The sequence below is a fragment of the Streptomyces sp. NPDC001135 genome, assembly GCF_053598395.1.
Map to the genome: position 1 here is coordinate 41,357 of NZ_JBSFKD010000024.1, position 20,886 is coordinate 62,242.

The following is a 20,886-nucleotide window of genomic DNA, read 5'->3' on the forward strand; positions in this document are numbered from 1 at the left end:
CCGCCTGGGCCCGTTGAGCCCGCGGACGCGACAAGTCTCGGCCACCCCCCGAGCGTCCACCAGGGTTGCAAGGGGTTGCAACTTGTCGGGGCACGTGCGCGGAGTGTGTGCCTCCGGCCTGTCCGGAGCGGCAGTATGAGAGGCACAGCCGGGCCGGAAACCGCCGCCCGGACGGCTTGACAACTATGTTCGACGTCCTTTCGGGAGGACCCCCGTGGCGAACCCGCCGATGAACGTGGCGCGCCTGGCCGCCGTGGACGCGACACAGGCGGCGCGGCTGCTGAGCGAGGTACGCGACGCCACGCTTGCCGGTCGACGTGCGAGGGTCGCGCCCCGGCCGGTGATCGAGCAGTCCTGGGGGCGGATGCTGCGCAGTGGTGTCGATCCCGATCGCGACTTCAGATCCGGGCTGCTGTCCGTCGAGGAAGTGCGGCGGCGGCGCGAGGAGTCACCCCTCAGGCATGTCCTGCCGGTGCTGCGTGAGGGTCTGCTTTCGGTCGCCGATGTGGCCCAGCACATCATGGTCGTCGCGGACGCCGACGGGCGGGTGCTGTGGCGGGAGGGGGCCCCGCCGGTGCTGCGCAAGGCGGACGGGCTCGGCTTCGAACTCGGCGCGGACTGGCGCGAAGACGTCGTCGGCACCAACGGGGTGGGCACCCCGGCGGTCGTACGACGGCCCGTTCAGGTCTTCGCCGCCGAGCACTTCGTCCGCTCGCACACCTCGTGGACCTGCACGGGCGCGCCGATCACCGATCCCAGGGACGGGCGTCTGATCGGTGTCGTGGACGTCAGCGGCCCGCTGGAGACGATGCATCCGGCGACCCTCGCCTGGGTGGACTCGGTGGCCAAGCTGGCCGAGGCGCGGCTGCGGGAACTGCATCTGAACGCGTTGGAGCGGCTGCGGTCGGTGGCGGCGCCGGTGCTGGCCCGGCTGGACGGGCGGGCGCTGGCGGTGGACCGGGACGGCTGGACGGCGGCCGTGTCGGGGACGCCGTACGTACGGCGGGTCGCGCTGCCCAAGTCGCTGGCGCCGGGCCGCCGGTGGCTGCCGTCGCTGGGTTCGTGCGCGGTGGAGCCGCTGGCCGGGGGCTGGTTGCTGCGGGTGGCCGAGGAGCCGCTCGGCACCGCCACGCGGATCGTGCTGGACCTGGCCAGGCCGGGCCGCAGTACGCTGACGGTTTCCGGGTCGGCGGGTTCCTGGTCGCGTGAACTCAGTCCGCGGCATGCCGAGTTGTTGTATCTGCTCGCCGACCACCGGTCCGGCCGCGGTGCGGCGGCGCTGGCCGGGGATGTGTTCGGGGATCCCTCACGTACGGTGACGGTACGGGCTGAGATGTCCCGGATCCGGCGGTACTTCGGGGATCTTCTGCAGCACCGGCCGTATCGATTTCGCGAGGACGCGGAGATCGAGGTGCTGCTCCCGGACGACCCGCGTGACCTGCTGCCCTCCTCCACGGCGCCGGCGATCACGCGGAGCCGGACGGCCGTGCGGGGTGCCGGATCCGCGCCTCGATGAGCGTGTCTTCCGCATATGTGCGGGGACTTCGCCCTGCGCGGGCCGTGACTGCCGTAGCATCCCCTAGGGGCCTGACCGGTCGCCTCTTGCGTCAACGTACGGATCATCAGGCGCAGTTGGCCGTCGGCGGCCGGCGCGCACCGGCGGCGAAGGAGCCCTGGAAGAGGGGACGAGATGAAGCATCGCGGCAGACATCGCCGGCGCAGACGGGGCGCTGCACTGCGCGCGGTCCTGACCGGGACCGCGCTGGCGCTCACCGCGGCCGCCACCCTGATCAGTGTCTCCCAGGCCAACGTCACCGACAGCCCCGGCGCGCTCAAGCCGCTCTCCTCCCCGGCGGAGACCGGCCGGCTGCGGCTCCAGGAGCGGCTGGTGCCCGCCCGTGCGCTGAACCGGCTGTCCGCCGCGATGGGCCGCCCGGTCGGGGTGGACGCCGTCCTGGCGAGCGCCGACCGCGGGATGCGCGGGTCCGCCGACTGCTCCTCCGCCGACCGCGCGTCGCTGCCTGTCGCCCCGGCCGCCACGCGCGCCTACTGCTGGGACCCGGCCGACTCCGCCGGCACGGACTGGCGGCCGGCGTCGGTGACCACCTCCGGGGACGCGGACGACGACGGCGTCTGGGGTGCCCACCGGGTCGTCCTCGCCGGCTGGACCCACGACGCCGCCACCGGCCGGGCCGACGAGCGCGGGCTGGCCAGGGTCGCCTTCGTGAACGCCGACGACCCCGCCCGGCTCGCCTACCGCTGGGTCCTGCTGGTGGTGCCGGTCGACGGCGGCCGTGACTACCGGGGGCTCGGCTCCGGGATCTCCGGGATGGTCTGGTACCAGGACAAGCTGCTGGTCACCACCAGGACCGGCAGCGCCGACGCCCTGTACGTCTACGACCTCGACCGGATCCAGCGCGCCGGTGTCGACGGGCCGGCGATCGGCCGGGTGCCCGGCGGCTGGTCCGCCGACGGCTACCGGTACGTGATGCCCGCGGTCGGCTCCTACCGCTTCACCGCGGGCCGCTGCACGCGTTCCGGCCCGCCCTGTCCCGGGGCGCTCGCCCTCGACCGGAGCACGGTGCCGGACAGCCTGGTCGCCGCGGAGTGGACCGCCCCGGACGGGGGCCGGAACGCGCGGCTGTGGCGGTATGCGTTCAGCTCGGATCCCGCGCGCGGCGGGCTGCTCGCCACGGACGCCGCGGGGCGGGTGAAGGCGGTGGAGGCCTTCCGGACGCGGGCGGCCGGGATCCGGGGCGTGCTGTCGTACCGGCGGCCCGGGGCGGACCAGCCGTCCTGGTATGTGGGACGTCTGCCCGGTTCGCGGGACGGACACGGCGGTCTGTGGCGGCAGGACTCCGGGGGAGCGAAGGCCGCGCACTGCGGTGCGGACGCCTCACACCGCTGCTGGGCGCAGTCGGCGGGGTCGCTGTCCTACTGGCAGGAGACGGGCGAGGTGTGGTCCCTGTCGGACCGCATGCTCTTCGCCATACCCCTGGCCGGCCTGGACCGCTCCCTGGGCTGATCAGGCCGATCGACAGACCGTGCGGCGGGATGGTTCCCTGGCCCGTATGAGCAGCGTCCCCGTCACCACCTGGTACCTGGAGCAGACCTCACCGGCCGATCTCCTGCCCGCCGCCGCGCCCGAGGGCGAGGTGCGGATCGTGCGCGCCGAGGTGCCCTCGCCCGAGTTCAGCCGCTTCCTGTACGCCTCGGTCGGCGGCGACATCCGCTGGACCGACCGGCTGGGCTGGACGTACGCCCGGTGGCAGGAGCATCTGGACCGGCCCGGCGTGGAGACCTGGGTGGCCTACGACCGGGGCACCCCGGCCGGCTATGCGGAGCTGGACCCGCAGGACGAAGGTGTCGTCGAGATCGTCTACTTCGGTCTGCTGCCCGCCTTCCGGGGGCGGCGCATCGGCGGGCACCTGCTGTCGTACGGCACGGCCCGCGCCTGGGACCTGGCCGAGCGGTGGCCGCAGCGGACGCCGACGAAGCGGGTGTGGCTGCACACCTGCAGCCTCGACGGCGAGTTCGCCATGGACAACTACACGCGGCGCGGCTTCAAACTGTTCGACACCAAGGCCGAGCTGGAGCCCGACGTCGCGGCGCCGGGGCCGTGGCCCGGGGCGTACCCCGCCTGATAGCCCGTCCGACCTGGCGGGACAAGCCCTCCCGCGGCGTATGTGAGCGACAACACCCTTGTTCCATATTCCGGGACAAGGGTGTCCGCATGATGGATAAAGCTGGACTGTGTCCAGATCGCCGTGACACGCTTCCGTCATGTCTGGAACTGGAATTGCCTTGGTGAGTCGGCGGCACGTCGACCTCGGCCGCATGTCCAGCGCCATCTGTCCGGCGAGCTGAGCCTCCAGCACCGCCGCGAACCCCCGTACCTGATTCTCCTTGCGCAACGCCGCGCACGCCTGCCCGCGTGCGCGCTTCTGTGCAGGTCAGTGCTGATTCCCATCGGTCCCGAAGGACGTAGAACCATGGCCGCCACTCCACCGAACCCCGCCGCCTCCGCGCCCCGCCGCAAGGTGAGCCGTCACCGTGGTGAGGGTCAGTGGGCCGTGGGGCACTTCACCCCGCTCAACGGCAACGAGCAGGTCAAGAAGGACGACGACGGTCTCAATGTGCGGACACGCATTGAGACGATCTACTCCAAGCGCGGATTCGACTCGATCGACCCCAGCGACCTGCGCGGCCGGATGCGCTGGTGGGGGCTGTACACCCAGCGCAAGCCCGGGATCGACGGCGGCAAGACCGCGGTCCTGGAGCCGGAGGAGCTGGACGACCGCTACTTCATGCTGCGGGTCCGCATCGACGGTGGCGCGCTGACCACCCGGCAGCTGCGCGTCATCGGCGAGGTCTCGCAGGAGTTCGCGCGCGGCACCGCGGACATCACCGACCGGCAGAACGTCCAGTACCACTGGATCCGGATCGAGGACGTGCCCGAGATCTGGGACCGGCTGGAAGGCGTGGGCCTGTCGACCGTCACCGCCTGCGGTGACACCCCGCGTGTGATGATCGGCTCCCCGGTGGCGGGCATCGCCGAGGACGAGATCATCGACGGCACGCCGGCGCTGGAGGAGATGAAGCGCCGCGTCCTGAACAACAAGGCGTACTCGAACCTCCCGCGGAAGTTCAAGACGGCCATCTCGGGCTCGCCGCTGCTGGACGTGGTGCACGAGATCAACGACGTCGCGTTCGTCGGCGTACGGCACCCCGAGCACGGCCCGGGCTTCGACGTGTGGGTGGGCGGCGGCCTGTCCACCAACCCCAAGCTGGGTGTGCGGCTCGGCGCCTGGGTGCCGGTCGACGAGGTCCCGGACGTCTACGAGGGCGTCGTCTCCATCTTCCGTGACTACGGCTACCGCCGGCTGCGCAACCGCGCCCGGCTGAAGTTCCTCGTCGCCGACTGGGGCGCGGAGAAGTTCCGGCAGGTGCTGGAGGACGAGTACCTGGGCGGACGCAGGCTGATCGACGGGCCCGCCCCCGAGCAGCCGGTCCAGCAGTGGCGCGACCACATCGGTGTGCACCGGCAGAAGGACGGCCGGTTCTACGTCGGTTTCGCACCGCGCGTCGGCCGGGTCGACGGCGCCACGCTGACGAAGATCGCCGATCTCGCGGAGGCGCACGGCTCGGGCCGGGTGCGGACCACCGTCGAGCAGAAGATGATCGTCCTCGATGTCGAGCAGGACAAGGTCGAGTCGCTGGTCGAGGGGCTGGAGGCGCTGGACCTCACCGCCCGGCCGTCCTCCTTCCGGCGCGGCACCATGGCCTGCACCGGCATCGAGTTCTGCAAGCTCGCCATCGTCGAGACCAAGCAGCGCGGCTCGACGCTGATCGACGAACTGGAGCGCCGCCTGCCGGACTTCCACGAGCCGATCACCATCAACCTCAACGGCTGCCCGAACGCCTGCGCCCGTATCCAGGTCGCGGACATCGGTCTCAAGGGCCAGCTCATGCTCAACGACCAGGGCGAGCAGGTCGAGGGCTACCAGGTGCACCTCGGCGGCGCCCTCGGTCTGGAGCCGGGCTTCGGCCGCAAGGTGCGCGGGCTGAAGGTCACCGCGGACGAACTGCCCGACTACATCGAGCGGGTGCTCAAGCGGTTCCAGGCGGAGCGCGAGGACGGCGAGCGGTTCGCCACCTGGGCCGCGCGGGCTTCCGAGGAGGCCCTGTCGTGAGCGAGCGGGCCGCACCGTTCTACTGCCCCTACTGCGGCGACGAGGACCTGCGTCCGAGCGACGCCCTGGGAGGCAGCCACGGCGCCTGGGAATGCGCGGCATGCAACCGCGCCTTCCAGCTGAAGTTCCTCGGGCTGCTCGCCCGGGGCCTTCAGCGAGCCGACCACGGAGGGGACGACGCGATATGACGACGGCTCAGGACCAGCAGCGTACGGCCGACGAGTTGAAGGCGCTCGCCGAGCAGGCGGGCCGTGAGCTGGAGGACGCCTCCGCGCCGGAGATCCTCCGGTGGGCGGTCGACACCTTCGGCGCGAAGTTCTGCGTGACCTCCTCCATGGAGGACGCCGTGGTCGCCCATCTCGCCTCACGCGTGCTCAAGGGCGTCGACGTGGTCTTCCTCGACACCGGTTACCACTTCCCGGAGACCATCGGCACCCGCGACGCCGTCGAGGCCGTGATGGACGTCAACGTCATCACCCTCACGCCGAAGCAGACGGTCGCCGAACAGGACGCGCAGTACGGCCCGAAGCTGCACGACCGCGACCCGGACCTGTGCTGCAGGCTGCGCAAGGTGCAGCCCCTGGAAGAGGGACTGCGGGGCTACCAGGCGTGGGCGACCGGCCTGCGCCGCGACGAGTCCCCGACCCGGGCGAACACCCCGGTCGTCGGCTGGGACGAGAAGCGGCAGAAGGTCAAGGTCTCCCCGATCGCCCGCTGGACGCAGGACGACGTGGACGCCTATGTCGCCGAACACGGTGTCCTGACCAACCCGTTGCTGATGGACGGCTACGCCTCGATCGGCTGCGCCCCGTGCACCCGCAGGGTCCTGGAGGGTGAGGACGCGCGGGCCGGCCGCTGGGCGGGCCGTGCCAAGACCGAGTGCGGGCTGCACGGATGACGAACGACTCGACCCAGGAGAACCACGTGAGAACCGGAGCCACCGTCTGGCTCACGGGTCTGCCGAGCGCCGGCAAGACCACCATCGCGTACGAGCTGGCCGGCCGGTTGCGTGCGGAGGGCCACCGCGTCGAGGTGCTCGACGGCGACGAGATCCGCGAGTTCATCTCGGCGGGCCTCGGCTTTTCCCGCGAGGACCGGCACACCAACGTGCAGCGCATCGGCTTCGTCGCCGAACTGCTGGCCCGTAACGGCGTCAAGGCGCTGGTACCGGTGATCGCGCCGTACGCGGACAGCCGGGACGCGGTGCGGAAGCGGCACGCGGAGAACGGGACGTCGTACCTGGAGATCCATGTCGCGACCCCGGTCGAGGTGTGCAGCGTGCGCGATGTGAAGGGGCTGTACGCCAAGCAGGCGGCGGGCGACCTCAAGGGGCTCACCGGGGTCGACGACCCGTACGAGGAGCCCGAGACGCCGGATCTGCGGATCGAGTCGCAGCACCAGAGCGTGCAGGAGTCCGCGGCGTCGGTGTACGCCCTGCTGAGCGAGAGGGGACTGGCATGACGACCGTCGCCAAGGCCGCGACGGGCGGCGAGGGCACGGAGAGCCCGTACGCCCTGTCGCACCTGGACGCGCTGGAGTCCGAGGCGGTGCACATCTTCCGCGAGGTGGCGGGCGAGTTCGAGAACCCGGTGATCCTGTTCTCCGGCGGCAAGGACTCCATCGTCATGCTGCATCTGGCGCTGAAGGCCTTCGCCCCGGCCGCCGTGCCGTTCTCGCTGCTGCATGTGGACACGGGACACAACTTCCCGGAGGTTCTTGAGTACCGGGACCGTGTGGTCGCCGCACATGGTCTGCGCCTCCATGTGGCCTCCGTCCAGGACTACATCGACCGCGGTGTACTCAAGGAACGTCCCGACGGCACCCGCAACCCGCTGCAGACCCTCCCCCTGACGGAGAAGATCCAGAGCGAGAAGTTCGACGCGGTCTTCGGCGGCGGCCGCCGGGACGAGGAGAAGGCCCGCGCCAAGGAGCGGGTGTTCTCGCTGCGCGACGAGTTCTCCCAGTGGGACCCGCGCCGCCAGCGCCCCGAGCTGTGGAACCTGTACAACGGCCGGCACGCCCCCGGTGAGCACGTCCGGGTCTTCCCGCTGTCCAACTGGACCGAGCTGGACGTCTGGCAGTACATCGACCGTGAGGGCATCGAACTGCCGCAGATCTACTTCGCCCACGAGCGTGAGGTGTTCCAGCGGGGCGGCATGTGGCTGACGGCGGGTGAGTGGGGCGGCCCGAGGGACGGCGAGAGCGTCGAGAAGCGGCTCGTGCGCTACCGCACGGTCGGTGACATGTCCTGCACCGGCGCCGTCGACTCCGACGCGACCACGCTGGACGCCGTGATCGCCGAGATCGCCGCCTCCCGGCTGACCGAGCGGGGCGCGACCCGCGCCGACGACAAGCTCTCCGAGGCCGCGATGGAAGACCGCAAGCGCGAGGGGTACTTCTAAGCATGAGCACGACCACGACCGAGGCTCTCTCGGCCACCACGCTGCTGCGGTTCGCCACCGCCGGCTCCGTCGACGACGGCAAGTCCACGCTCGTCGGACGGCTGCTGCACGACTCCAAGTCGGTCCTCGCCGACCAGCTGGAGGCCGTGGAGCGGGCCTCCGCGAGCCGCGGCCAGAACGCCCCGGACCTCGCCCTCCTCACCGACGGCCTGCGCGCCGAGCGGGAGCAGGGCATCACGATCGACGTGGCGTACCGCTACTTCGCCACCCCCCGGCGCCGGTTCATCCTGGCCGACACGCCCGGCCATGTGCAGTACACCCGCAACATGGTCACGGGTGCGTCGACGGCCGAGCTGACCGTGATCCTCGTCGACGCCCGCAACGGCGTGGTCGAGCAGACCCGCCGGCACGCGGCGATCGCGGCCCTGCTGCGCGTCCCGCACGTCGTGCTCGCGGTCAACAAGATGGACCTGGTCGGGTACGAGGAGCACGTGTTCGCCGCGATCGCCGAGGAGTTCACGGCGTACGCGACCGAACTGGGCGTGCCCGAGGTCACCGCGATCCCGATCTCGGCGCTGGCCGGTGACAACGTGGTGGAGCCGTCCGCGAACATGGACTGGTACGGCGGCCCGACCGTCCTGGAGCACCTGGAGACCGTGCCCGTCAGCCATGACCTGGCGCACTGCCACGCCCGGCTGCCGGTGCAGTACGTGATCCGGCCGCAGACCGCCGAACACCCGGACTACCGGGGATACGCGGGCCAGATCGCGGCCGGCACCTTCCGGGTCGGCGACGAGGTCACGGTCCTGCCGTCCGGGCGGACCACGCGGATCTCGGGCATCGACCTGCTGGGTGAGCCGGTGGACGTGGCGTGGACGACGCAGTCGGTGACGCTCCGGCTCCGGGACGACATCGACGTCTCGCGCGGCGACCTGATCGTGCCGACGAAGGACGCGCCGGCCACCACGCAGGACGTGGAGGCAACCGTCTGCCACGTGGCCGACGAGCCGCTGACCGTCGGCCACCGGGTGCTGCTCAAGCACGGCACCCGCACGGTCAAGGCGATCGTGAAGGACATCCCGTCCCGGCTGACCCTGGACGACCTGTCCCTGCACCCGCACCCGGGACAGCTCGTCGCCAACGACATCGGCCGCGTGAAGATCCGTACCGCCGAGCCGCTCCCGGTCGACTCCTACGCCGACTCGCGCCGCACCGGCTCCTTCATCCTGATCGACCCGAGCGACGGCACCACGCTGACCGCGGGCATGGTCGGCGAGTCGTTCGCCTCCCCCGAGCCGGTCAAGGACCAGTCCGAAGACGACGGCTGGGACTTCTGACCATGAAGACGACCGACGCCTACTCGACGTTCGCCAAGGAGGGCGGCCGCATCGGCAGCGGCGCCCTCGGCAGCGGGCAGGGCGGGGTGGCGCGATGTGTGCGCTGACGTACGCGCACCGCTTGCGCGCCCCGTCCCCCCACCCGGCGCCGTCCCGGAAACGACGAAGACCCTTTGCCGAATTCCCGGCCACGACCTGAGAGACCGTGACCGCCGGGCCAACGAGAGGAAACCCTCCCGTGCCTGCCAACCGCTCGAAGCTGTTCCGTCGCGGTATAGCCGCGCTCGCCGCACTCCCCCTGCTGACCCTGGCAGCCTGCGGCTACGGGTCCGAGTCCAAGAACGACGACACCGCCAAGATCGCCGCCGGGGCCAAGAAGGTCGACGGACTCGACTCCGTCAAGATCGGCTACTTCGGCAACCTGACCCACGCGACCGCGCTCGTCGGCCGTCAGCGGGGCATCTTCCAGAAGGACCTGGGCGCCACCAAGGCGGACTACCAGATCTTCAACGCGGGCCCGTCCGAGATCGAGGCCCTGAACTCGGGCTCCATCGACATCGGCTGGATCGGCCCCTCCCCGTCGATCAACGGCTACACCAAGTCCGACGGCAAGAGCCTGCGCATCATCGGCGGTTCGGCGTCCGGCGGCGTGAAGCTGGTCGTCGACCCGAAGAAGATCAAGTCCCTGAAGGACGTCAAGGGCAAGAAGATCGCCACCCCGCAGCTCGGCAACACGCAGGACGTCGCCTTCCTCAACTGGGTGGCGTCGCAGGGCTGGAAGGTCGACGCGCAGAGCGGCAAGGGCGACGTGTCGGTCGTCCGCACGGACAACAAGGTGACCCCGGACGCCTTCAAGTCCGGCTCCGTCGACGGCGCCTGGGTGCCCGAGCCGACCGCGTCGAAGCTGGTCGCCGAGGGCGGCAAGGTGCTGCTGGACGAGTCGTCGCTGTGGCCGGACAAGAAGTTCGTGATCACGAACATCATCGTGCGGCAGGCGTTCCTCAAGGAGCACCCGAAGGCCGTCGAGGCGGTTCTGAAGGCCTCGGTCGAGGCCAACAAGTGGATCAACGCCAACCCGGACCAGGCAAAGGCGGCGGCCAACAAGCAGCTGGAGAGCGACTCCGGCAAGGCCCTGCCGGCGAAGGTCCTGGACCCGGCGTGGAAGTCCATCCAGTTCACCGACGACCCGCTGGCCGCCACCCTCCACACCGAGGCGCAGCACGCCGTGAAGGCCGGCCTGCTGGAGAACCCGAAGCTGGACGGGATCTACGACCTCACCCTCCTGAACAAGGTCCTCAAGGCCGAGGGTGAGAGCACCGTCGACGACGCCGGTCTCGGCGTCAAGTAACCCCCGTAGCCGATGAGTTCCCAGGAGGTGACGACCATGGCCACGACCTTCGCCAAGGCCGCCGAGTCGGTCGAGCACGCGGCGCACATCGAGCATGTCTCGAAGTCCTTCGCGGGACCCGGTGGGCAGCAGCTCGTCCTGGACGACATCAGCCTCGATGTCGCTCCGGGCGAGTTCGTCACCCTCCTGGGGGCCTCGGGCTGCGGCAAGTCGACGCTGCTGAACCTGGTGGCCGGGCTGGACCAGCCCTCCGCCGGCAGCATCACGACCGACGGGCGTCCGGCCCTGATGTTCCAGGAGCACGCCCTGTTCCCGTGGCTGACCGCGGGCAAGAACATCGAACTCGCCCTGAAGCTCGGCGGCGTCGCGAAGAACGAGCGGCGCGGCCGGGCCGAGCAGCTGCTCGAACTCGTACGGCTCCAGGGCGCGTACGGCAAGCGGGTGCACGAGCTGTCCGGGGGGATGCGCCAGCGTGTCGCCCTGGCCCGCGCGCTCGCCCAGGACAGCCGGCTGCTGCTGATGGACGAGCCGTTCGCGGCGCTGGACGCGATCACCCGTGACCTGCTGCACGACGAACTGACCCGGATCTGGCAGGAGACGGGCCTGTCCGTCCTGTTCGTGACGCACAACGTCCGCGAGGCGGTGCGGCTCGCGCAGCGCGTCGTGCTGCTGTCGTCCCGTCCGGGCCGGGTGGCCCGGGAGTGGCAGGTGGACATCCCGCAGCCGCGGCGCATCGAGGACGCGCCGGTCGCCGAGCTGTCCCTTGAGATCACCGAAGTCCTGCGTGGGGAGATCCGCCGCCATGGCCAGCACTGACACGACCAAGGCCGTCCGGCAGGACGCCGCGAGCGTCGAGGCGGGCCTGGACGCCCTGGAGGCGGGTGTCGTCGGCCGGACCCCGTTCCGGCAGACGTTCGGCAACAAGATCCTGCCTCCGGTCGTCGCCACCCTGGTGGTGCTGGCGGTGTGGCAGGCGCTCATCTCCTTCAAGCTCGTCGACGACCCGACGAAGCTGCCCTCCCCGGCCGACGTGGGCAACGAGTTCAAGGACGCCTGGCTGCAGGGCAAGCTGCTCGGCTACATCTGGACCAGCGTCTCCCGGGGCCTGCTGGGCTTCCTGTTCGCGCTGGCCCTCGGCACGCCGCTGGGGCTGCTGGTGGCCCGGGTGAAGTTCGTGCGCGCAGCGATCGGCCCGGTGCTGTCCGGTCTGCAGTCGCTGCCGTCGGTGGCGTGGGTGCCGCCGGCGGTGATCTGGCTGGGTCTGGACAACTCGATGATGTACGCGGTGATCCTGCTCGGCGCGGTCCCCTCCATCGCCAACGGTCTCGTCTCGGGCATCGACCAGGTGCCGCCGCTGTTCCTGCGGGCCGGCCGCACGATGGGGGCGACGGGGCTGAAGGGGGCGTGGCACATCGTCCTGCCGGCCGCGCTGCCCGGCTATCTGGCCGGCCTGAAGCAGGGCTGGGCCTTCTCCTGGCGTTCGCTGATGGCCGCGGAGATCATCGCCTCCTCGCCCGACCTGGGCGTCGGCCTGGGCGCCCTGCTGGAGAACGGCCGCAACGCCAGCTCCATGTCCATGGTGTTCGAGGCGATCTTCCTGATCCTGTTCGTCGGTATCGCCATCGACCTGCTGATCTTCAGCCCGCTCGAGCGGTGGGTGCTGCGCAGCCGCGGCCTGCTGGTGAAGGGCTGACATGCGCGCTCCGGTTCTTCTCGTCATCGCCCACGGCAGCCGTGACCCGCGGCACGCGGCGACCGTGCACGCGCTCGTGGAGCGGGTACGGTCGCTGCGGCCGGGGCTGCGCGTGGAGACCGGATTCCTGGACTTCAACGTCCCGTCCGTGCACGGGGTGCTGGAGTCCCTGGCGGCGGAGGGCGTACGTGACGTCGTAGCCCTCCCCCTCCTGCTGACCCGCGCCTTCCACGCCAAGGCCGACATCCCCGCCGTGCTGCGGGAGGCGCCGGCGCGGCTGCGGATCCGCCAGGCGGACGTGCTCGGTCCCTCCCCGCTGCTGCTGTCGGCGCTGGAACGGCGGCTGTACGAGGCGGGGCTGACACCCGCCGACAAACCCTCGACCGGGGTCGTGCTGGCCTCGGCGGGGTCCTCCGACCCGGAGGCGATCGCAGTGATCGCCGACATCGCGCGGGAGTGGTGGCACACCGGTTGGTGCGCCGTGCGGCCTGCGTTCGCCTCCGCCGGTTCTTCCCCGGGGTTCCCCCGCACCGAGGACGCGGTACGCGAACTGCGCGCCCTCGGCTGCGAACGGGTCGCCGTGGCGCCGTACGTCCTGGCACCCGGGTTCCTGCCGGACCGTATCGCGCGGGGCGCGGCCGGGGCCGACGTGCTGGCCGACGTGCTGGGCCCGGCACCCGAGGTGGCGCGAGTGCTGCTGGAACGCTACGGCGCGGCGTGCCGGCCGGCACTGGCGGCGCTGGGCGCCTGACGGCCGTCCCTGCGGCGGGACTTCGGCCGGTCAGAGGCCGAGTGCGTGCGTGAGCTGCTGGGTGAAGGTGAGGCTGCCGGTGCCGGCCCCCGCCGCGACGGCGACGGTCTCCAGCGCGGTGCGGATCCTCCCCCGGTTGGGCGGCAGGCCGTCCTCGGCGGACAGCGCCAGCTCGGCCTGGATGCTCTCCCCGCAGCCGGCCAGCCCCGGGTACTCGGCGCGCAGTGCCCCGGTGAGCCGCTCGGCGACGGCCATGAGGATCTCGAGGTCCGGTGTGCCGTTCCTGGTGTCGACGAGGCCGTAGTCGCCGAAGCCGGCCGGGCCGTTGAGGTTTCCGAAGTTGTAGGTGCTCATGTCCTGTCCTCGCTTGTGGCCCGAACGGGCCCTCGGGGGTGGTGAGTTGGCCCTGACTGGCCGAAGAATCCGGGACCGCTGACGTTACCGATGTCGAGGGGCTGCTCGCTGCCGGGGACGGGGAGCCGGTTGTTCACCCGCGGCCCGCGCGGTCCCGAGACGCTCTCCAGGTGGCGTGCCGCGTCGGTGTCCGGGGCGAGGACGTCCGAAAATCGTCACCCGTCCGAGGACCGGTGTCCGTTGACCCCGTCCTCGGGCGGCGAGGAGCCCGGCCGGCAGGACCGCCTCGGCCGGCCCGGTCGGTGCCGGGCCCGGCTCCGGGGCGGTCGGCCGCCGGGGCGCGCCGTTCCTGCCGTACCGCGGCAGCGCAGCCCGCGGTCTGTCCGTCACGCTCATACGTCCCCCTCCGGCCGTCAGCGCGCTTCACCCTAGGGACAGCCCGACGGGTTTGTCGCGAGGTTCGGTGAGCGCCGGCCCTGACGGACGTGGGCGTGGTAGGGGCCGCCGGGTCCGGCGCTCCCCTGTGACGTCGGACCGCGGCGGCGTTTCGTTCTGCGCCGGTCGCGGCCCATGTGTCACACGAACGGGTAACCCGACGGGCTCGAGGGGCGTTTATCGGCCACTGTGCATGCCGGTCAGTCGAAACGGAGGGCGCCGGTGCGGGTGCGCTTGAGCTCGAAGAGGTCGGGGTGGCGGGCCAGCACCCGGAAGCTGTCGAAGAGTTCGGCCGCCTCGGCGCCGCGCGGAACGGCGCGCAGCACGGGCCCGAACCACACCGTTCCGTCGATGTGGAGGGTCGGTGTCCCCACGTAGCCGCCCGAGTCCGGCTCGGCGCCGGCCGTGTGACTGCGGCGCACGGCGTCGTCGTACGACGGGTCGTGGGCGGCGGCCGACAGCTCGGCGGGCAGGCCGAGTTCGTCGAGGGCCTCGGTGATCACCTGGTCGAAGTCCTTGATGCCGCGTTCATGGATCCGGGCACCGAACGCGGTGTACAGGTCGCGCAGCACCGTCGCGCCGTGCCGTTCGGCCGCGGCCACGGCGACCCGCACCGGGCCGATGGAGCGGTCCACCAAGTCCCGGTACCAGTCGGGCAGTTCGTTGCCCGCGTTGTGCAGGTACAGGCTCATCACCCGGAACCGGAGGTCGAGCGGGCGCAGGCGCTCCACCTCCAGCAGCCAGCGGGAGGTGATCCAGGCGAAGGGGCAGGCCGGGTCGAAGAAGAAGTCGACCCGGGTCGGGGCAGGCTCGGTGGCGGCTTGGGCGGCAGGCTCGGTGGCGGGTTCGGCGGCGGTGGCGCGGTACGTCATGATGAAGACGCTAGTCACCCATTGGCCCAGTGTCCCGACCCAATCACTCCTTCGATCAGTAGTCCAATCCTTCGAAGCCGCCGGCCCCCGCATGACCGGCCTCCGCGTACCCCGGGTCCACGACGGCGATCTCCGTCCCGCGCAGGCGTTCCGGCTCGGCCACGACGTCGACCCGGGTGATCCGGCCGTCCGCCCCGAAGTCGAAGGCCAGGACCAGGCGCGGTCGCCCTTGCTCCGCCATGACCAGGCCGAACTCGCCGTCCAGCAGGGCGAGTCCGGTGGACCGGGCGCGGTCCATGGCCGCCATGGCGCCCCGGGCGACGGGTTCGGCACCGCGCACGGTGACCGGTTCGGGCGTCGGCACGACCAGCGCGTCGGCGTGCAGCACCACATCCGGGTCGAGCAGGGCGACCAGGGCGGTGAAGTCGCCGCCGCGCGTGGCGGCGAGGAACGCCTCGACGGCCCGGCGGCGACGTGCGGCGTCGGCGCCGGGCGCGGGCGGCCGGCCCCGGACGCGACGGCGGGCCCGGCTGGCCAGCTGCCGGGCGGCGGCGGGGGTCTTCCCGATCAGCGGGGCGATCTCCTCGAACGGCACGGTGAACATGTCGTGCAGCACGAAGGCGACCCGCTCGGCCGGGCCGAGGGTGTCGAGGACGACCAGCAGGGCGACCCCGATCTCGTCGGCCGTCAGCGCCTCCCGGACGGGGTCGCCCGCCTCGGCGGAGACCGGCGGGGTGCCGGGGGCGCGGTCGCCGGCGTCTTCGTAGGGGGCCTGGCCGTAGGCGTCGAGGAAGTCCTCGCGCCGGTTGCGGCGGGCGCGCAGCAGGTTGAGGCAGACCCGCGTCACCACGGTGGTCAGCCAGCCGGTGAGGTTGTGCACCGCGTCGAGGTCGGCCTGCCGGGCCCGCAGCCAGGCCTCCTGCAGGGCGTCGTCGGCCTCGACGGCCGAGCCGAGCAGCCGTTGGGCCACAGCCGTCAGATGCGGCCGGTCCGCCTCGAACCGCGCCGCGAGCCGCCGCCCGGCATCCCCCGTGAAGTCGTCCATCTCTCCCCCGTTCCCTTCCGGCAAGCCCGGCCCGGGCGGATCACGCCCGCCGGGGCCCACAGAACGCCCCTCCGGCCGGCGGATCAACCGGCGCGCAGCCGCGGTCAGCCGGCCGCCCCCACCGCCTGGTCCGCCAGGCGGACCAGGTCCGCGAGCGGCATCGACCCGGCGGCCCGGCGTTCCCGGGCGAAGCGGTTGGCGAGCCGCTGGAGCAGTTCGTTCAGCGGGGTCGGTACGCCGTGCAGCCGGCCCAGCAGGACGATCTCCCCGTTGAGGTAGTCGGCCTCGATGGTGCCGGTGCCCCGGGCGAGGGACTGCCAGGAGGACCCGCCGCCTCGCGGTGCCCAGTCCAGCGGCACCAGGGTGATCTTGTCGCCGCGGGCCGCGCGCTCCTCCTCGGCGTCCGTGTAGGCGATCCCGGCGGCGTCGAGGACGGCCGCCCCCTCGGCCCGCACGCGCGCGAACAGCGCCCGGGCGGGCTCGGTGTCGCGGGTTCCGGTCAGCGCCTCGATGGCGTTGCTGAGGTTCGCGAGCAGCTTGGCGTACTGCCAACGGGCCACGTCGGGCACGACCGGTGCCTCGAAGCGGGCGTCCGCCAGGTCGGCGGCGATACGGCGGGCGGTGTCGTCGGTGCCGTGCGGAAGGCGGCCGAGGTGCAGGATGCCGGTGAGCGGGCTGCCGGCGGCGGAGACGACGCCGGGCTCCTCGAAGCCCGAGGGCAGCCAGACGCAGACCCCGTACACCCGCCGGAAGCGGCGCAGGGCCAGCCGTCCGCTCTCCACGCCGTTCTGCAGGCACACGAGCGGCAGTCGTTCGGCCGCCGTGCCGCCGCCCGCGACGGGCGCCTCGGCCCAGGTCTCCAGGGCGGCCACGGTGTCCTGCGTCTTCACTGCGAGGAGCAGGACGTCGTCGGCGCGCAGCTCGCCGAGCGGGCCGGGTCCGCCGGCGGCGGGCAGCCGGTACGTCAACTCCCCTTCGGGGACCCGTAGTCGCAGCCCGTGCTCGTCCAGTGCCGCCAGATGCTTGCCGCGTGCCACGAGGACGACCTCATGCCCGGCCTGGGCCAGTCGCCCTCCGACGGACCCGCCGACCGCTCCCGCCCCGATGATGATGTAGCGCATGGACCAGAGCCTCGCACATGCGGATCAGGGAGGCACGGCTGTTCGATCTTGCCTCTGGGGCGAGGGGAAGCGTGCGGGACATGGACGACTGCTTCCTGCGGCAGACGCCGTACAGCGACCCGGGGGACGGCGTGGACGCCGCCGCCCTGCCCCCGCGATCCGCGCCGGCTCACCGCGCTGGTGCGCGGCCTGCTCCTGCACCGCCGGCGGGGAGCGGTTCGGGTACGCCGTCCGTGCGACGGCTGCACCACGACGCCGCATCCCGGTACGTGACGGAGATCCCGCGCATCCTGAGCGAGCGCGGGAGCGGCCCGCTCACCGAGGAAGAGCTGGACCTGCTCGAGACGGTGGCCGCGGCCGGCACGGTGGAGGAACGGCGGCGGCTGCCCGCCGGTCCGCGGCCGGCGGTACCCGGCGAGATCGAGTCCAGGACCACTTTCCCGGGCTCGCGAGCCGTCACGCTCCCGGAGCCGTCAGCTCGACCAGTTTGAGCACGGTGTTCCAGTTCCGGCTCGTGGCGATCAGGCCCTTGGTCAGGCGCGGGCGGGACAGGGCCTCGGCGAGTCCGGAGCGGCCGAGGCCCTCGGGGGCGTACAGGTACAGACAGCGGTCGCCGAGGCGGAACTCCTCGGGGAGGTACGCGGCGGCGTCGATGTCCGCGTAGCGGTCCGGGGCGACCGGTGCGGAGAAGTAGGTGACGTGCAGCTGCCTGGGCTCCAGGTCGGCGGCCGGGAACGGGCACGCCTCGGCGACCGCCTTCAGATAGCCGTGGTCGCGCACGAGCACGTCGACCGGGAAGCCGAACCGTTCCTCGATCGCCCGGCTCAACTCCGCCGCGAGTGCGTCCTCGTCGCCGTGGCCGGTGGTGAACACGGCCTGGCCGCTCTGCAGATGGGTGCGTACGCCGGTGTGGCCGAGGCCGGTCAGCAGTGTACGGAGGTCGGCCATGGGCACCTTCTTGCTGCCACCGACGTTGATTCCGCGCAACAGCGCCGCGTAGGTCGTCATCAGGCCACCCTAGAGCGGCCGTCGTGCCCCGTGGGGGTGGGCACGACGGCCGGGCCCGCGCGGGGCGGGGCTGCGCGAAACTCTCGCCGATCAGCGGGTGCCGGATCAACCTCTACACGCACCTGTGACTTGTTCAACAAAGTTTCGTAATCACAAACCGCCGCGCTGACGGCGGAACGGACAGCCCATGTCCTCCGCCCGCGCCACCCCCGAGCCGGGAACCCCGAGACACGTCCCCGAGAAGTGCGCGTAGGTGTAAGGGGCCGCTGTCCTCCCCAGCGGTGAGCGGCGGGCCGCCGAGTTCACCGGGCAGTACGACGAGGGGCGTTCGTCCGGCTCGTACGGTCGGACAGGAACAAGCGCAGAGGTGGCGGCAGGGGGCCGCCGCCGCACACGAGGGGGGAAGGCCCGCGATGGGGAACAGGGATGTGCGGGTGCGGGGGCTGGCCGCCCGCGCCGGCGGCTGGAGCGCCCGGCACCGCTGGGCGGCCGTCGGCATATGGGTGCTGTTCGTCGTGCTGGCGATGGGACTCGGCTCGGCGGCGGGCCGCGTCGACGTGGACGAGGCCGACCAGCTCAAGGGCGAGACACACACCGCCGCCGAGATCATCGACGACGCGGGGATCAAGCAGCCGGCCGCGGAGACCGTCCTGATCCAGGCCAGGGACGGTGCAGGGACGGCGACTTCGGCCGAGTTCCGGGCCGCCGTCGCCGACGTGGTCGAGGCTGTCGAGGGCACCGGGAAGGTCACGGCGGTGACCTCGCCCTACGACACCCACACCATCTCCCGGGACGGGCGCAGCGCGCTGGTGCAGTTCGACGTGCGCGGCGATGCCAAGACGGCCGTCGACCGGATCGAGCCGGTGCTGAACGCCGTCGCCGGGGTGCAGAAGACGCACCACTCGCTGCGGATCGAGGAGATCGGCGGCGCCAGCATGCAGAAGCAGTACAAGGACGCCTTCGGGGACGACTTCCAGCAGGCCGAGTACTCGGCGGTGCCGGTGGCGCTCGGCATCCTGCTGATCGCCTTCGGCGCGCTGGTGGCGGCCCTGCTGCCGGTGGCCCTCGCGATCACCGCGATCATGGCGACGATGGGCCTGATGGGCCTCGTGAGCCATCTGCAGCCGATGAGCGACACCGCCAACTCCGTGATGCTGCTGGTCGGTATGGCCGTCGGCGTCGACTACTGCCTGTTCTACCTGCGCCGTGAGCGCGAGGAGCGGCAGGCCGGGAGGGACGCGGGCACCGCCCTCCGGATCGCCGCCGCGACCAGCGGCCGGGCGATCATCGTCTCCGGGGTCACGGTGTGCGTGGCGATGGCGGGCATGCTGTTCACGGGCCTCGCCACGTTCGAGGCGATGGGCCTGGCCTCGCTGATGGTGGTCGCGGTCGCCATGGTCGGCTCGGTGACGGTGCTGCCGGCCCTGCTGTCGCTGCTCGGCGAGCGGGTCGAGAAGGGGCGGATCCCGTTCCTCGCCCGCCGGCGCGGCAGGGGGGCCGCGGAGGAGGGCAGCCGGTTCTGGACGGCCGTCCTGCGCGGTGTGCTGGCCAAACCGCTGGTCTCCGTCGTCGTGGCGGCCGGTGTACTGCTGGCGATCGCGGCGCCCGCGCTCGGCATGAAGACGCAACAGCTCACGCTGGACCAGGAGTTCGGCAAGTCGCTGCCGATCGTGCAGACGTACGACCGCGTCAACGACGCCTTCCCGGGCGGCAGCGAGCCGGCCCAGGTCGTCGTAGAGGCCAAGGACATCGGCGCCCCCGCCGTGCGGCAGGCGCTCGCCGACTTCAAGAAGCAGGCCATCGCCTCGGGTGCCTCGCGGGGCCCGGTCGACATCAAGGTGCACGGCGCGCAGAACGTGGCCCTGGTCTCCGTACCGCTGGTCGGCGGCTCGGACATGGACCGGGCGGTCAAGAGCCTGGACACGCTGCGCGACGAGGTGCGCCCCGCCACGCTCGGCAAGGTCGACGGGGTGCGTGCGCCGATCACCGGACAGGTGGCCGGCAACCACGACTTCAACGACCAGCTGCTCGGCTCCGTCGTCCCGGTCTTCGCGTTCGTCGTCGTGTTCGCCTTCCTTCTGATGCTGCTGTCGTTCCGCTCGCTGACCGTCGCGATCACGTCGATCGTGCTCAACCTGCTGTCGGTGGGCGCCGCGTACGGCATCCTCGTCGCCGTCTTCCAGCACGGCTGGGGTGCCTCGCTGGTGGGCGCTCAGGGGGTCGGCGCGATCGTGACCTGGCTGCCGCTGTTCCTCTTCGTGATCCTGTTCGGGCTGTCGATGGACTACCACGTGTTCGTGGTCTCCCGGATCCGCGAGGCCCGGATGCGCGGCCGTACGACGAAGGACGCGATCCGGCACGGCGTGGTCACCACGGCCGGTGTCGTCACCAGCGCCGCGGTCATCATGGTCGCCGTGTTCGCGATCTTCGGCACGCTGTCGATGCAGTCCATGAAGCAGATGGGCGTGGGTCTGGCCGCCGCGGTCCTGATCGACGCGACGGTCATCCGCGGGGTGCTGCTGCCGGCGGTGATGGCGCTGCTCGGCGAGCGCAACTGGTACCTGCCGACGTGGCTGCACAGCCTGCCCGACCTCACCCACGACGAGGTCCCGCCGGCGGCTGCCGTGCCGACGGCGCGCGAGGAGGCCGAACGGCTGCCGGTCTGACGCCCGGGTCCGGATCGGCGCCCACTCGGCGGGGTGGGTGAGAGCACGCCCGGGTGCGGGAGCACGGGTGCGGGAGCACGGGTGCGGGAGCACGGGTGCGGGAGCACGGGTGCGGGAGCACGGGTGCGGGAGCACGGGTGCGGGAGCACGGGTGCGGGAGC

At 71.8% G+C, this 20,886-nt stretch carries 21 protein-coding genes; 16 read left to right on the forward strand and 5 right to left on the reverse strand.

Annotated features, from left to right (window positions below):
- The first annotated feature begins 229 nt into the window (after window positions 1-229).
- From ACWC94_RS26560 to ACWC94_RS26625, 14 genes are all read left to right on the forward strand, one after another.
- Window positions 230-1,516: a GAF domain-containing protein gene (locus tag ACWC94_RS26560; protein ID WP_450799678.1), complete on the forward strand. Its 1,287-nt coding sequence runs from the start codon at window positions 230-232 to the stop codon at window positions 1,514-1,516.
- A 174-nt stretch (window positions 1,517-1,690) separates the two neighbouring features.
- Window positions 1,691-3,025, forward strand: a complete 1,335-nt coding sequence (locus tag ACWC94_RS26565) for a hypothetical protein (protein ID WP_450799561.1) — start codon at window positions 1,691-1,693, stop codon at window positions 3,023-3,025.
- A 46-nt stretch (window positions 3,026-3,071) separates the two neighbouring features.
- Window positions 3,072-3,644 (forward strand): GNAT family N-acetyltransferase, encoded by a 573-nt coding sequence (locus tag ACWC94_RS26570; RefSeq protein WP_450799562.1) that lies wholly within the window; start codon window positions 3,072-3,074, stop codon window positions 3,642-3,644.
- A 139-nt stretch (window positions 3,645-3,783) separates the two neighbouring features.
- Window positions 3,784-3,867 (forward strand): putative leader peptide, encoded by an 84-nt coding sequence (locus ACWC94_RS26575; protein WP_309486338.1) that lies wholly within the window; start codon window positions 3,784-3,786, stop codon window positions 3,865-3,867.
- A gap of 125 nt (window positions 3,868-3,992) precedes the next feature.
- On the forward strand, window positions 3,993-5,693 hold the full coding sequence (locus tag ACWC94_RS26580) for a nitrite/sulfite reductase (protein ID WP_450799563.1): 1,701 nt from the start codon (window positions 3,993-3,995) through the stop codon (window positions 5,691-5,693).
- Complete coding sequence (locus ACWC94_RS26585) at window positions 5,690-5,881, forward strand: hypothetical protein (protein WP_450799564.1); 192 nt, start codon at window positions 5,690-5,692, stop codon at window positions 5,879-5,881. Before ACWC94_RS26580 ends, ACWC94_RS26585 begins: the two co-directional genes overlap by 4 nt.
- Window positions 5,878-6,591: a phosphoadenylyl-sulfate reductase gene (locus tag ACWC94_RS26590; protein ID WP_450799565.1), complete on the forward strand. Its 714-nt coding sequence runs from the start codon at window positions 5,878-5,880 to the stop codon at window positions 6,589-6,591. Before ACWC94_RS26585 ends, ACWC94_RS26590 begins: the two co-directional genes overlap by 4 nt.
- A gap of 26 nt (window positions 6,592-6,617) precedes the next feature.
- On the forward strand, window positions 6,618-7,154 hold the full coding sequence (gene cysC / locus ACWC94_RS26595; protein WP_450799566.1) for an adenylyl-sulfate kinase: 537 nt from the start codon (window positions 6,618-6,620) through the stop codon (window positions 7,152-7,154).
- The gene (gene cysD / locus ACWC94_RS26600) at window positions 7,151-8,095 is read left to right on the forward strand and encodes a sulfate adenylyltransferase subunit CysD (RefSeq protein ID WP_450799567.1); all 945 of its coding nucleotides are present in this window, start codon (window positions 7,151-7,153) and stop codon (window positions 8,093-8,095) included. The genes cysC and cysD overlap by 4 nt, the downstream gene beginning before the upstream one ends.
- Before the next feature lie 2 nt (window positions 8,096-8,097).
- Complete coding sequence (locus tag ACWC94_RS26605) at window positions 8,098-9,432, forward strand: sulfate adenylyltransferase subunit 1 (protein ID WP_450799568.1); 1,335 nt, start codon at window positions 8,098-8,100, stop codon at window positions 9,430-9,432.
- Window positions 9,433-9,670: 238 nt separating this feature from the next.
- Window positions 9,671-10,780 carry an aliphatic sulfonate ABC transporter substrate-binding protein gene (locus ACWC94_RS26610; RefSeq protein WP_450799569.1) on the forward strand — a complete coding sequence of 370 codons (1,110 nt, stop codon included), beginning with the start codon at window positions 9,671-9,673 and terminating at the stop codon, window positions 10,778-10,780.
- A 12-nt stretch (window positions 10,781-10,792) separates the two neighbouring features.
- Complete coding sequence (locus ACWC94_RS26615; RefSeq protein ID WP_450799570.1) at window positions 10,793-11,596, forward strand: ABC transporter ATP-binding protein; 804 nt, start codon at window positions 10,793-10,795, stop codon at window positions 11,594-11,596.
- The gene (locus tag ACWC94_RS26620; RefSeq protein WP_450799571.1) at window positions 11,583-12,473 is read left to right on the forward strand and encodes an ABC transporter permease; all 891 of its coding nucleotides are present in this window, start codon (window positions 11,583-11,585) and stop codon (window positions 12,471-12,473) included. Before ACWC94_RS26615 ends, ACWC94_RS26620 begins: the two co-directional genes overlap by 14 nt.
- 1 nt (window position 12,474) lies before the next feature.
- The gene (locus ACWC94_RS26625) at window positions 12,475-13,224 is read left to right on the forward strand and encodes a sirohydrochlorin chelatase (protein WP_450799572.1); all 750 of its coding nucleotides are present in this window, start codon (window positions 12,475-12,477) and stop codon (window positions 13,222-13,224) included.
- Window positions 13,225-13,254: 30 nt separating this feature from the next.
- Here the strand turns inward: ACWC94_RS26625 and ACWC94_RS26630 are convergent, their stop codons facing one another.
- The 4 genes from ACWC94_RS26630 to ACWC94_RS26645 all read right to left on the reverse strand — a co-directional run bounded on the left by ACWC94_RS26630 (window position 13,255) and on the right by ACWC94_RS26645 (window position 17,051).
- The gene (locus ACWC94_RS26630; RefSeq protein WP_450799574.1) at window positions 13,255-13,578 is read right to left on the reverse strand and encodes a hypothetical protein; all 324 of its coding nucleotides are present in this window, start codon (window positions 13,576-13,578) and stop codon (window positions 13,255-13,257) included.
- A 635-nt stretch (window positions 13,579-14,213) separates the two neighbouring features.
- Window positions 14,214-14,885 carry a mycothiol-dependent nitroreductase Rv2466c family protein gene (locus ACWC94_RS26635; protein WP_450799575.1) on the reverse strand — a complete coding sequence of 224 codons (672 nt, stop codon included), beginning with the start codon at window positions 14,883-14,885 and terminating at the stop codon, window positions 14,214-14,216.
- A 55-nt stretch (window positions 14,886-14,940) separates the two neighbouring features.
- Window positions 14,941-15,930 carry a sigma-70 family RNA polymerase sigma factor gene (locus tag ACWC94_RS26640; protein WP_450799576.1) on the reverse strand — a complete coding sequence of 330 codons (990 nt, stop codon included), beginning with the start codon at window positions 15,928-15,930 and terminating at the stop codon, window positions 14,941-14,943.
- Window positions 15,931-16,034: 104 nt separating this feature from the next.
- Window positions 16,035-17,051 (reverse strand): ketopantoate reductase family protein, encoded by a 1,017-nt coding sequence (locus ACWC94_RS26645; protein WP_450799578.1) that lies wholly within the window; start codon window positions 17,049-17,051, stop codon window positions 16,035-16,037.
- Between the two features lie 80 nt (window positions 17,052-17,131).
- Between ACWC94_RS26645 and ACWC94_RS26650 the strand changes: the two genes are divergently transcribed.
- A complete protein-coding gene (locus ACWC94_RS26650; protein WP_450799579.1) occupies window positions 17,132-17,542 on the forward strand; it encodes a hypothetical protein in 411 nt (136 codons plus the stop codon).
- Here the strand turns inward: ACWC94_RS26650 and ACWC94_RS26655 are convergent.
- Window positions 17,508-18,062, reverse strand: coding sequence for a DUF1697 domain-containing protein (locus tag ACWC94_RS26655; protein ID WP_450799679.1), 555 nt, complete (start codon window positions 18,060-18,062; stop codon window positions 17,508-17,510). The genes ACWC94_RS26650 and ACWC94_RS26655 overlap by 35 nt on opposite strands.
- 410 nt (window positions 18,063-18,472) lie before the next feature.
- Between ACWC94_RS26655 and ACWC94_RS26660 the strand changes: the two genes are divergently transcribed.
- A complete protein-coding gene (locus tag ACWC94_RS26660) occupies window positions 18,473-20,725 on the forward strand; it encodes an MMPL family transporter (RefSeq protein ID WP_450799580.1) in 2,253 nt (750 codons plus the stop codon).
- Window positions 20,726-20,886 lie beyond the last annotated feature (161 nt).